Source organism: Sellimonas catena, assembly GCF_027924685.1.
In the GTDB taxonomy this organism is placed as follows: Bacteria; Bacillota; Clostridia; order Lachnospirales; family Lachnospiraceae; genus Sellimonas; species Sellimonas catena.
The window spans coordinates 44,620-57,273 of sequence record NZ_BSBO01000006.1 but is presented as its reverse complement, the minus strand read 5'-3'; the positions used below and the strand labels follow the sequence as shown (position 1 = coordinate 57,273).

At 46.8% G+C, this 12,654-nt stretch carries 11 protein-coding genes; 8 read left to right on the top strand and 3 right to left on the bottom strand.

Annotated features, from left to right (window positions below; translation table 11 throughout):
• Positions 1 to 18: 18 nt before the first annotated feature.
• The 4 genes from Selli1_RS04245 to Selli1_RS04230 all read left to right on the top strand — a co-directional run bounded on the left by Selli1_RS04245 (position 19) and on the right by Selli1_RS04230 (position 4,091).
• Positions 19 to 1,308 (top strand): glutamine synthetase family protein, encoded by a 1,290-nt coding sequence (locus Selli1_RS04245; protein ID WP_138373228.1) that lies wholly within the window; start codon positions 19 to 21, stop codon positions 1,306 to 1,308.
• 21 nt (positions 1,309 to 1,329) lie between these two features.
• Positions 1,330 to 1,884: an ANTAR domain-containing response regulator gene (locus Selli1_RS04240; protein ID WP_281844651.1), complete on the top strand. Its 555-nt coding sequence runs from the start codon at positions 1,330 to 1,332 to the stop codon at positions 1,882 to 1,884.
• A 92-nt stretch (positions 1,885 to 1,976) separates the two neighbouring features.
• Positions 1,977 to 3,212, top strand: coding sequence for a 6-phosphofructokinase (locus Selli1_RS04235; protein WP_281844653.1), 1,236 nt, complete (start codon positions 1,977 to 1,979; stop codon positions 3,210 to 3,212).
• Between the two features lie 3 nt (positions 3,213 to 3,215).
• Positions 3,216 to 4,091, top strand: coding sequence for an SDR family oxidoreductase (locus Selli1_RS04230; protein WP_140398852.1), 876 nt, complete (start codon positions 3,216 to 3,218; stop codon positions 4,089 to 4,091).
• Between the two features lie 253 nt (positions 4,092 to 4,344).
• Here the strand turns inward: Selli1_RS04230 and Selli1_RS04225 are convergent, their stop codons facing one another.
• Positions 4,345 to 5,565 (bottom strand): 6-phosphofructokinase, encoded by a 1,221-nt coding sequence (locus Selli1_RS04225; protein WP_087168129.1) that lies wholly within the window; start codon positions 5,563 to 5,565, stop codon positions 4,345 to 4,347.
• A 143-nt stretch (positions 5,566 to 5,708) separates the two neighbouring features.
• Between Selli1_RS04225 and Selli1_RS04220 the strand changes: the two genes are divergently transcribed.
• From Selli1_RS04220 to Selli1_RS04205, 4 genes are all read left to right on the top strand, one after another.
• On the top strand, positions 5,709 to 6,725 hold the full coding sequence (locus Selli1_RS04220; RefSeq protein WP_087168123.1) for a glycosyltransferase family 2 protein: 1,017 nt from the start codon (positions 5,709 to 5,711) through the stop codon (positions 6,723 to 6,725).
• Between the two features lie 67 nt (positions 6,726 to 6,792).
• Positions 6,793 to 7,404 carry a rubrerythrin gene (rbr, locus tag Selli1_RS04215; protein WP_281872387.1) on the top strand — a complete coding sequence of 204 codons (612 nt, stop codon included), beginning with the start codon at positions 6,793 to 6,795 and terminating at the stop codon, positions 7,402 to 7,404.
• 19 nt (positions 7,405 to 7,423) lie between these two features.
• Positions 7,424 to 9,166: a S8 family peptidase gene (locus Selli1_RS04210; RefSeq protein WP_281844656.1), complete on the top strand. Its 1,743-nt coding sequence runs from the start codon at positions 7,424 to 7,426 to the stop codon at positions 9,164 to 9,166.
• Between the two features lie 182 nt (positions 9,167 to 9,348).
• Complete coding sequence (locus tag Selli1_RS04205) at positions 9,349 to 10,386, top strand: PTS sugar transporter subunit IIC (RefSeq protein WP_281844716.1); 1,038 nt, start codon at positions 9,349 to 9,351, stop codon at positions 10,384 to 10,386.
• 68 nt (positions 10,387 to 10,454) lie between these two features.
• On the opposite strand, the gene Selli1_RS04200 is transcribed toward Selli1_RS04205, so the two are convergent.
• Positions 10,455 to 11,306: a response regulator gene (locus Selli1_RS04200; RefSeq protein WP_281872386.1), complete on the bottom strand. Its 852-nt coding sequence runs from the start codon at positions 11,304 to 11,306 to the stop codon at positions 10,455 to 10,457.
• 2 nt (positions 11,307 to 11,308) lie between these two features.
• Positions 11,309 to 12,580 (bottom strand): sensor histidine kinase, encoded by a 1,272-nt coding sequence (locus Selli1_RS04195; RefSeq protein ID WP_281872385.1) that lies wholly within the window; start codon positions 12,578 to 12,580, stop codon positions 11,309 to 11,311.
• Positions 12,581 to 12,654 lie beyond the last annotated feature (74 nt).

Below are 12,654 nucleotides of genomic sequence, written 5' to 3'. Positions count from 1 at the left end.
AAGATGGAGGAAATCAATATGGCGAAATATGAAACTTGGGAAATTCTTCAGATGATCGAAGAAGAAGATGTAAAATTCATACGTCTGCAGTTTGTGGACATTTTCGGGACCATCCGGAATATTGCTGTGACGGCGGGCCAGATGGAGAAAGCGCTTGCGGGGAAATGTATGGTGGACGGATACAGCATTGCCGGGATGAAAGAGCTTGGATATGACAGAGTTTATCTGAAACCGGACATTGATACATTTACGATCCTGCCGTGGAGGCCGCAGCAGGGAAAAGTGGCAAGATTCCTCTGTGATCTGATGGATCAGGAAGGGAATGATATTGCGGAGAGTCCAAGATATATTCTCAGACGTGTACTGAAAAAGGCAAAGCAGCAGGGGTACAGTTTTGATCTGGACCCGGAGTGTGAATTTTTCCTTTTCGAGACGGATGAAGAAGGGAACCCTACAACACGGACGAGAGAGAAGGCGGGCTATCTGGATGTGGCGCCTCTTGATCAGGGAGAAAATGCGAGACGAGACATGATTCTGACGCTGGAAGAGATGGGATTTGAGATCGAGTCATCCCATCACGAGGACGCTCCGGCGCAGCATGAGGTGGATTTTAAGCAGGCACAGGGTGTGAAGGTGGCGGATCAGATTGTGACATTCCGCTCTACGGTACGCACGATTGCCCAGCGACACGGTCTGCATGCGACATTTATGCCAAAACCGCGGACAGACCTTCCGGGCTCCGCATTGTCTTTAAATATTTCCGGATTCCGGGACGGAAAAAACATGTTTGCGGATCCTCAGGCGGAGAACGGATTGAGTCAGGAAGCCTACTCTTTTATTGCCGGACTTCTGTCACATATGAATGGAATGGCTGCAATCGCCAATCCGATTGTCAATTCATATAAGAGACTGAAACCGGGATATCATGCCCCGACCGAGTTGTTCTGGTCCCTCAATGATTACCGTGCCCCGATCCGGGTAGTGAAAGGGAAAGAAGGAGACACGCACATTGAGTGGACGCTGCCGGACGGAGCGGCAAATCCGTATCTTCTGATTGCGATGGTTGTCGCGTCCGGCCTGAACGGGATTCAGGAAAAGATGATTCCACTGAAAGCGGATGAAAAGGCAGGGGCTCTTCCGGGTACCTTGAAGGAATCTTTGACCGCGCTGGAAAAAGATGAATTTTTAAGAAATGTCTGCGGAGAGAGCTACGTCAGAACCTATTTAAAGGAAAAGACAAAAGAATGGGAACTCTATACACAGGAAGTCACTGACTGGGAGCTGAAAGAGTATTTACACAGATTTTAACAGACAGCAGGGGGAAAGAAAATGGGAAGTATTATCATCGCACTTCCGCGGCAGGAAACCGCGAGAAAAATCAAAGAAATACTTCTGCGCCATGGTTTCGGAGATACCATTGCCGTATCAACGGCGGCAGCGGCGCTTCAGGAAATCGGGCGTCTTTCCCACGGAATTGTGATCAGCGGGACGAAGCTTCCGGATATGGATTATACCGATTTGCTGGACTGCCTGCCACGGTATTTTGATCTGCTTCTGCTGGATACGACACAGAATGTCAGTCACAGAAGGCAGCCGGGGCTGGTGGCCGTGACCATGCCGGTGAAAGCATATGAATTTATCGATACGGTCAACATGATGCTCCAGAATCTGGACCGGCAGGTAGTAAAGCGGAAAGATAATAAGCCAAAACGGACGGAAAAGGAGGAAAACTATATCCGGAATGCCAAGTACGTCCTGATGGAACGGAACCATATGACGGAGGAGGAAGCATTCCGCTACATTCAGAAAAGCAGTATGGATACCGGAAGAAATATGGTAGAGACAGCGCAGATGATACTGACACTGATCTATAATGAGATTTAAAAATGACGAAAAAACGGAAAAAACATAGACAATTATATACAAATGTACTAAAATAAACGTATTGGCATTATGACAAATACGGAGGTAGTAATATGAAAGGAAATGTAATTGTTGGACAGTCAGGAGGCCCGACAGCGGCGATCAATTCAAGTCTGGCTGGTGTTTACCGTACGGCAAAGGACAGAGGGGCAAACAAAGTGTATGGAATGCTTCATGGAATTCAGGGGCTGATGGAGGAGAAATACATTGACCTGTCAGAACATATCACAAACGATCTTGATGCGGAGCTTTTAAAGAGAACTCCGGCTGCATATCTGGGATCCTGCCGGTACAAACTTCCGGAAATTCATGAAAACAGAGAAGTATATGAAAAGATCTTTGAAATTCTGGACAAGCTGGATATTGAAGCATTTATCTATATCGGAGGAAATGACTCCATGGATACGATCAAAAAGCTTTCCGACTACGCGATTGTGATGGGATATCCGACAAGATTTATCGGATGCCCGAAAACAATTGACAATGACCTTGCTCTGACGGATCACACACCGGGATACGGAAGCGCGGCAAAATATATTGGAACATCTGTAAAAGAGATTATCCGTGACAGCTTCTGTCTGGAGTACAGCAAGGGACTTGTCACGATCGTTGAGATCATGGGAAGAAATGCCGGATGGCTTACCGGAGCGGCGGCTCTTGCGAAAGGAGAGGACTGTTCGGGACCGGATCTGATTTATCTTCCGGAGCTGATATTTGATCTTGACAATTTCATGGAAAGAATCAAAGATCTGCTGAAAAAGAAAACTTCTGTTGTTGTAGCGGTTTCCGAAGGAATCCATCTGGAAGATGGAAGATATGTCTGTGAACTTGGAGCAAATGTAGATTTTGTAGATGCGTTTGGACATAAGCAGCTCACTGGAACAGCAGCTTATCTTGCACAGTATGTAGCAAATGAGATCGGATGCAAGACCCGCGCCATCGAATTGAGTACGCTGCAGAGATCCGCGTCTCACTGCGCGTCCAGAGTAGATATTCTGGAAGCGTCTCAGGTAGGCGGTGCTGCAGTAAAGGCGGCGGATGAGGGAGATAACGGAAAGATGGTTGTGCTCAAGAGAATTTCCGATGATCCGTATCAGTGCAGCACAGAAGTAAAAGATGTGCACAAGATTGCAAATGACGAAAAACTTGTGCCGAGAGAATGGGTCAATGAAGACGGTACTTATGTAACAGATGAGTTTGTTGCATATGTTAAACCGCTGATTCAGGGAGATGTATCTCCGGTTATGGTGGATGGTATTCCAAGACATCTGTACAAACCACATCATTAATATTTGAAGAAGGGATCAATGGTGAAGATCGGTGTAACAGGAGCGGACGGATTTCTCGGAAGCAGAATTCTCCGCTTCTATCAGGATAAATTTGATATGACGGGATACCGTCATACGGACATGGACTTTACGGATCCGGAAGAGGCAGAGGCGGTCCTGAAAAAGGACCGCCCTGATATTTTGATCCATACAGCAGCGGTCTCTGATGTGGGTGCATGTGAACAGGATCCGGAACGGTCGGAAAAAGTCAATGTGGACGGAGTCAGAATTCTGGCAAAGATCTGCCGGGAGATCGGGGCGCGGCTGATTTTCTGCAGCTCCGATCAGGTTTATGTGGGAAATGGAGAAAGAGAGCCCCACAGAGAAGAAGAGAGGATCGCTCCACCGACTGTGTACGGCAGGCAGAAGATCCGGGCGGAAGAGCTTGCGCTTAAAGCCCAGCCGGACACGGTGGCACTGCGCTTAAGCTGGATGTTTGCTGTCGACTTCCGGGAGGGACAAGAGCATGGGAATCTGATTTCGACGGTCTGCAAGGCCAGGGAATCAGGAGACCGGATCAGGTATCCGGTCTATGATCTCCGGAGTATCACGGATGTATGGGAAGTAGTTGAAAATCTGGAAATCATGTTTCAGGCACCGGCAGGAATCTACAACTTCGGAAGTGAAAACGACAGGAGTACGTATGAAGTGGTGAAAGAGTTTCTGGAAAGTGCCGGAGCGGGATCAGAAAATCTGGAAAAGAATGAGGAAGCCTTCCGGGATCATCCGAGAAATCTGCGGATGAATATCGAAAAAGTGAAAAAACTGGGAGTCCGGTTCCTTACGACAGAAGAAGCATTGAAAAAGGCAGGAACGCGGTGGAAACACGATCCTGCATAAAAAGAAAATCCCCCGTAAAAGGGAGGATGCCGGGTGATCATCGGCTGATCCCCGGCATTTATTATGAAAAAGTTTATTCAAAAAGTATTTACTTGACAGCGTCTTTATCAGTTCTGCTTTGTTTTCTTTTTGATGATTTTAGTATACCTGTTATTCGTGAAAAAAAAGTGTTCTACAAATCAACATTTAAAAAACAAAAAATGAATAAAATATGAACGTAAAGACGGATGTTGTGCAGATTGTACACTTTCTCTTATTTTCTATAGATGAAATGTGGCAGGCCGTCTTTCTGAGGCACTTCCACCTGTCCCTGAATCAGCGGACGGACATAGTTCAGGAACGATTCTGTAACATCGGATCCATCTGCAGTGATCCAGTCGGAAGGAACAACTTTCTCTTCATTGCAGATCTGATTGACATCAGCAGTCCCTGGAACCATCTCGTAGGAATCCCCAGCCTGTCTCTCAAAGGTGATCATAACGCCGGTTTTCCCATCCATGGCACAGTCAACTCCATAAGAACCTGCACAGACTGCTTCTTCCAGATCAGTGCCGGACAGGCAGGAAGAAGAGCAGCGCTGGGAGACATTGAGTTCCACAGAGCGTACTTTAATACCAAGTGTATCTTTTACAAGGTTTTCCAGATATTTTCCGGAACCTGTCAACATTTTGTGACCAAAGGTATCGGTGCCGACTTCGCTTGCGTATTCACAGATAAAGGTGCCTTCGGCATCGTGAATTCCTTCGGAAATACAAACGACAAGGTTTGTAGTCTTCTTCAGGGCATCCTGTACCTGGGAAAGGAAACGGTCTTTGTCAAATGCAGTTTCCGGCAGGTAAATCAGTACCGGATTGTCTCCTTCAAACTTTCTTGCAAGAGCAGAAGCGGCAGTCAGCCATCCCGCATGTCGTCCCATAATCTCTACGATCGTAACGGAAGGCTTGTTGTCATATACTGATGCATCGACAGCGATTTCACGGACTGTGGATGCCACATATTTTGCAGCGCTTCCAAAGCCTGGTGTATGGTCTGTCATGACGAGATCATTGTCGATGGTTTTCGGAATACCGATAAAGCGGATGCTGCTTTCATTTTTGGCTGCATAGCGGGAGAGCTTGCTGACCGTATCCATGGAATCATTTCCGCCGATATAGAAGACGGACTGAATCTCATATTCCGCAAATTTTGCAAACAGCTGCGGATAAACCGGATCGGAGAGATCTTCCGGAAGCTTGTAACGGCAGGAGCCAAGATAGGCACCCGGTGTTGTCTTCAAAAGAGGAAGCGTGCCGTTTTCTTCCAGAGTACGCATATCCATCATGTTTCCATTTAAAAACCCCTCAATTCCATTGACCATTCCGTAAATATTGTCAATCTGCGGTGTCTCCAACCCTCTCTTAACGACGCCGTAGAGACTTCCGTTGATAACAGCGGTCGGCCCTCCGGACTGTCCTACCAGTATGTTATGTTTCATATTTCATATCCTCCAGTTTTTTTCTCATTTTGTAATTTAGTATAACGAAAAAATGGAAGAGAAGCAAATTTTCCTTGGAAAATCAGTAAAAAAAGATTATACTGTAAGCAGTAACTGCAAAAAAGCAGGAACGGGGGAAGAACATGAAGTATATAACATTTGCAATACCATGCTATAACTCACAGGACTACATGGAGCGCGCGATAGAGTCTGTCCTCAAGGGAGGAAAGGACATCGAGGTCATCATTGTCAATGACGGATCCAAAGACGGAACCGAGGAGATCGCGAGACGGTACGAGCGGGAATACCCGGATATCGTACGAGTGGTCAGTCAGGAGAACGGCGGACATGGAGAAGCGGTCAACAGCGGTCTTCTGCATGCCCAGGGAAAGTATTTTAAGGTAGTGGACAGCGATGACTGGCTGGATGAAGAAGCGCTTCTGAAGATCATGGAGACGTTGCGGAGATTCGAGGAGAACGGCGAAGAAGTGGACATGCTGATTTCCAATTATGTATATGAGAAAGTCGGAGCTTCCCACAAGAAAGTGATTCATTACAGGAACTGCCTTCCTCAGGATCAGGTGTTCGGATGGAGTGATCTCGGGCATTTCCGGATAGATCAGTATATTCTGATGCATTCAGTTATTTACAGGACAGAACTTTTGAAGCTTTGTCAGCTGCATCTTCCGAAGCATACGTTTTATGTGGACAATATTTATGTCTATTATCCGCTGCCGCATGTCAGAACGATTTACTATCTGGATGTGAATCTGTATCGCTATTATATCGGGCGGGATGATCAGTCTGTCAATGAGAAAAACATGATCAAGAGGATTGATCAGCAGTTGTATGTCAACCAGACCATGATTGATATGTACCAGATGAAGATGATCTCGAATAAAAAGCTTCGGAGCTATATGATCAAATATCTGGCGATCATGATGACTGTTTCGTCCATTATCTGTATCCGGTCCAAGAAAGAGGAAAATCTGAAAAAGAAAAAGGAACTGTGGACCTATCTGAAAAGGAAAGATTATAAAACCTATTTCAAAATTCGATATGGAATTTTAGGACAGACCATGAATCTTCCGGGAAGATCAGGAAGAAAGATCTCGTCCATGGGATACTCTGTGATGAGAAGAATCATCGGATTTAATTAAATACGAATAAAAAGACGGCCATGGTGCATACTACTCTTTAAAAGAATGGAAAGGAGCAGTAAGTAACATGGCTGTTGAATTTTCACAGAGCAGAACAAAAGAAAATCTGATGAAAGCATTTGCCGGAGAAAGCCAGGCGAGAAACCGGTATACAATTGCGGCAGAGGAAGCGTGCCGGAAAGGTTTTTTCGCGCTCAAGGAGATCTTTCTTTTTACGGCGGATCAGGAGAGAGCGCATGCGACCCGGTTTTATGAGCTTCTGAAGACGGAAGCGGGAGAGAACATCCGGATCGAAGGAGGATATCCGGTGGATCAGTCGGAAAGTCTGGTTGAACTTCTGATGATGGCAGCGCATAATGAGCAGGAGGAACATCAGGAGGTGTATCCGGCCTTTGCAAAGACAGCGGAGGAGGAAGGCTTCCCGGAAGCAGCATATGCATTCTCACAGATTGCGGAAGTGGAAAAAATTCACGGGGAGCGTTTCGTCAAGATTGCAGAAATGTTAAAGAAGGAGACTTATTATGAGTCTTCGGGACAGGGAGAATGGATGTGTCTGAACTGCGGCCATATTTTTAAAGGAGAAAAAGTCCCTCCGGTCTGTCCGGTGTGCAGACATGAACGGGGATATTTTATTCCGGCATGCATGGCTCCGTATCTTGGATTTTCAGCATGCAGGTAATACGAGGAAAGGGGAAAGAATGACCAGCCAGAAAATAGAAAATCTTTTAAATCTTGCACTGGACGCGACCGGGACAGAACGGCTTCGATCTGTAAATCTTCAGGTGGGATATAATGAAATGACAAACACGTGGGACGTCATTATTCTGTATTCTGGTACGCTGGAACGTGTGTCGGAGACTGCGGAGTCGGTGACGCCGCTTTTGAAAAATTTTGCTATTGTGCGGATACGGGAGGAAAATATTGAGAAGCTTGCTTCGCTGGAAGAAGTAATCTATATTGAAAAACCAAAAAGACTTTTCTTTGAAGTGGCAGACGGAAGAAGGGTGTCCTGCATCGATGCGGTGCAGACACCCCGTTTTCGTCTGACAGGAAAAGGGGTTTTGATCGGAGTGATTGATTCCGGGATCGAATATGCAAATGCAGACTTCAGACAGGAAGATGGCGCGACGAGAATCCGTTTCCTCTGGGATCAGACCGTGGAAGGGACACCGCCGGAAGGGTACCGGATTGGTTCGGAATTCTCGGCAGAGCAGATCAATGAGGCTCTGCAGCAGCCGAACAGGACGATGCGTCTGCAGAAGGTGCCAAGTGTTGATATCTCCGGTCACGGGACTGCCGTTGCCGGTGTGGCCGCAGGAAATGGAAGAAACAGCGGCGGACGTTACCGGGGAACGGCTCCCGACGCGGAATTAATCATTGTCAAACTGGGGAATCCGGGAGGTGTGGGATTTCCGCGGACAGCGGAGCTGATGCAGGCAGTAGACTATATTGTACAAAAGGCGGAAATGCTTCAAATGCCGGTATCGGTCAACATTAGCTTTGGGAATACATATGGCGCTCATAACGGAACATCACTGCCGGAGCGTTTTCTGGATGCGGCTGCGCAGATCGGCAGGACTTTAATCAGTGTGGGAACAGGAAATGAAGGGGCAGAGGCCGGACATACATCCGGATTTGTAAGAGAAGGAGAAGAAACAAGTGTACCGCTTGGAGTACAGGAACGTCAGGGAGCATTCAGTCTTCAGATCTGGACGGATTACACGGATGTGATCGGCGTGACGATTAAGACGCCGTCAGGAGAACGAGTCGGTCCGATTCGGGAAGTGATGGGTACCCAGCGTTTTCTGACCGGAAAAACGGAGATTCTGCTGTATTACGGGGAGCCGAGCCCCTACAGCGGTCTGAACGAGATTTTTCTGGAATTCCTGCCGGTGGATGATTATGTAAACAGTGGAGAATGGAATATTATTCTCGTGCCGGAGCAGATTGTCACAGGGCGGTTTGAAATGTGGCTTCCTGCCAGCTACACGCTGAATGAAGGGACGGCCTTTTTTTACCCGACCGAAGAGCTTACGCTCACGATCCCTTCGACAGCATCCAGAGTACTGACAGTGGCAGCATATGATGCGGACACCATGTCCTACGCTGGTTTTTCAGGACGGGGCCGAAAAAGCCAGAATAATCAGAAACCGGATCTTGCCGCGCCGGGAGTCAATGTCGTTTCTGTACAGGGAGAGGAAGGGTATGCATCTTTTACCGGAACATCCTTTGCGGCTCCGTTTGCATCAGGCGGAGCCGCGCTTTTGATGGAGTGGGGAATTACAGAAAAAAATGATCTGTTTTTATATGGGGAGAAGGCAAAGGCGTTTCTGAGAAGAGGAGCCAGAGAACTTCCGGGATATGATTCGTGGCCGAATAATCAGCTTGGATATGGAGCCTTATGTATCAGGGACAGCATCCCGGAAACAAGAGTTTCGTGATTATAGACAGTTTTTTAACAAATATTTTATATATAGTAGACAAAAAACTCCTTGATAAGAAAAAAATATTATCCATTTTGATACCTGCTGTAGGATTTTGAAACTTATAGGTTATATTTATGACAGATAAAAAAAGAGGAAAAACATCTATAAGACGGCATGTAAAGGAGGAAAACATTATGATGACAATCTTATCAGGAGTTGGGATGCTTTTGCTTACACTGGCAATCTTCTCTCTCTTCAGCATGAAAATGCCGAAAGGGTCTTTGGCCATGAGCGGTATGGCAAATGCAGCAGTAGCAACGTTCCTTGTGGAGGCCATTCATAAGTACATTTCAGGGGATCTCTTTGGTATCTCCTTTTTCAAATCAGTTGGGGAAAATGCAGGCGGATTCGGCGGTGTGGCAGCAGCGATTGCGGTACCGCTCAGCATGGGGACCAATCCGGTACTGGCAATTGCAGCCGGTGTCGTTCTGGGACAGTTCGGTATCCTTCCGGGATTTATTGCGGGCTATGTAGTAGGGCTGCTTTCTCAGTTGATTGAAAAATATCTTCCGGAAGGTGTCGATGTCATAGCAGGAGCACTGATCGTAGCACCGATCTCCCTGCTCGTAGCTACAGCGGCAGACCCGCTTGTTAATATGACGCTTGCAAGAATCGGTGGTACTATTACGGCGGCGGCAGAGCAGTCTCCGCTTGTTATGGGATTCCTCCTTGGAGGAATCATGAAGATGATCTGTACATCACCGCTCAGTTCCATGGCACTGACAGCCATGATCGGACTGGACGGACTTGCGATGGGTATCGCGGCAATCGCATGTGTGGGCGGATCATTCACAAACGGTATTGTATTCAAACGTCTGAAGCTTGGTGATAAGAGTAATATCATTGCGGTTATGATGGAACCTCTGACGCAGGCACCGATCATTACGGCAAATCCGATTCCGATTTATTGTTCCAACTTCTTCGGAGGAGGACTTGCAGGTGTATCCGCAGCAGTATTCCATATTATCAATAACGCGCCGGGTACCGCATCCCCGATTCCGGGACTTCTGGCACCGTTCGCGTTTAATGATCCGGTCAAAGTCGTGCTGGCAGTAATCTTCGCAGCGATTGGCGGATCTTTGGCAGGATATGTAGGAAGCCAGGTTTTCAAGAAGAGTTATGAGAAAAAAGCAGAAGCAAGGCAGAATCTGACTATCGAACCGGCAGCAGAATAAAGCAGATAAAAAGGATCCCTGGGGCATTTTGAGCCCGGGATCCTTTTTGAGTGATCATCGATATACGGTTACACGTTCTCGCAGTAACAAAGCAGTGCATTGAGAAAGTTGCGGATTTTTACATTGCCGTGCCGGTCGGATTTTCCGCGGATATAATCCATTTCACGTCTGACCTGTTCAAAATTATAAAGCGTGTTGGAAAACTCGTTAAACACATCGTTCGAATAATCTTCCAGACCCAGATGGGCAAGATTGACCAGTCCGGTTGAGGCAGCCCGGCGGATTCGCTGCTCTACAGATTTCGGATTTTCGCTGAAACGCGAGAGAAGATTGCCAAGAGTCTGCTGCTCGAGAGCCTCATCCTGATCGTGCAGAAAGGTGATCAATGAAATGATATCCTTGCTGCCCAGCTCGCCGATGATGCCCAGTTTCTGAAGAACACCGGTAAGTCTGCCCTGAAAACTTTCAGACTGTGAAGAGGAGTCTGACGTTTTTCCCCGGGTGGAAAATTCCGCCTCAAAGAGAGTCTGAACCTTTCCGATTTTGCGGTGCATGGAAAGGCTTTTGATGACATTACGGATTACAGCTTCGACCTCGATGGCGTTGATTGGTTTCTGGATGAAAAATTCCACGCCTGCCTCATAGGCTTTGGCTATGAGATCCTTTGAAGCGACCTGGGAAATCATGATGCAGACAGAATCAGGAGAGATATCTCTTACTTTTTCCACAAAACTGATTCCGTCCATATCCGGCATGAGAAGGTCGACAAGGATGATATCAGGATGAAGGGCTTCCACATCTTCCAGAGCGTCGTAGCCGTTGCCGGATGAACCGCAGCATTTGCCGAGCTGTCTGTCAGTCACAAGAATTTTCAGTATGTTTCGTACATTCTTATCATCATCTACAAAATAAAAGTTCATTTTTAACCCTCCAGTGTTTCTTTTGGCAGACGGATGGAAAAACAGGTATTCCCCGGACGAGAGTCTGCATGGATGCGTCCGCCAAGATTTTCTTCCACAATCCCTTTTACGATATTGAGGCCCAGTCCGCGGCTGATTTCCCCGGTCTCATAGTTGATTTTTGTGGAAAACCCCGCGTCAAAGATCTGTGAGAGCGCATCCGGGGGGATTCCCTGTCCATGGTCTGTGACCGTACAGAGAATTTCGTCTGCTGTTTCTTCTAGTGTAACCTGAATAAAAACCTGATCATTTTTCGAAGCTTCTACCGCATTTGTAAAAAGATTCCGAAAAACAGAAAGCAATTCGTACACATGTCCGGTGCGGAATGAGGAGCGCCCTTTCACTTCAAAAGAAAGCGTCTTGTGAGCGGCTGAGGCAATCTGCTCAACCGGGCTGCGCAGAAGGGAAAACAGTTCACCGAATTCCAGGCGGAGAGGGCCATCTTCTGTCTGCAGCGCATCGGAAAGTCCACGCAGGATCAGATAGTATTCTTTCTTGATTTCATGAATATCATTCGCGATAATCAGGGCGTCTTTGGCTGCATCCTTTGTACTTGAATCCGAACGAAGACGCTCAAAGAGCTGATATGCAGAATGCATGGTCGACTCTACCAGGGAGGTGTTTTTCTCCATCCAGATGACTTCCTCCTGAAGGCGGGCTGTCAACAGAGAAAGATTCCGGTAGTAGTCCTGCTGCTCCTTTTTCAGAAGTACCAAATGGTATCTGCGGAACACCGTCATGAAAATCAGAATCAAAGCAGTCCGGAACATAGCGGTCATCAAGATTCCGGATTGCGAAGAAAGGGAAAATGCATTAATATTAAGACGTAGCATCAGTTCCCCGAAATTTGCCGCATAGTCACAGAAAAGCAAAGCGGCGGTGTCCATCAGGACCGAGGATTTTCGGATTTTCACGATATAGACAGTCAGAAAGACACCATAAAAAAGATAAAAAAACAGTTCCGGGACTGCCAAAGAAAAGGAAATATTGAAAGATGATTCCCTGAAGCTGCCCAGAAAAGCCCGTGAAAACAGTACAAGGACGCCTGAAAGAGCAGACACCGGGAGAACCGGAAAATCCGGGGCAAGCATGGCAAAGGATGCCAGAAAGACGATTCCCAGTGAAACGCTGAATTCAGGAGAAAAAATATTGATGTAAAACTGTGCTGCCGCCACCGTGATCAGGCTGTAAAACAAGGTGTGCAGAAAAAGATCAAAATATTTCGGAGATTTCATTGATGCTTTTCCTCCGTTTCGTTATTCTGTCATAATTGACAGGATCAATGATTGGCATGAAAATATTCTATCAT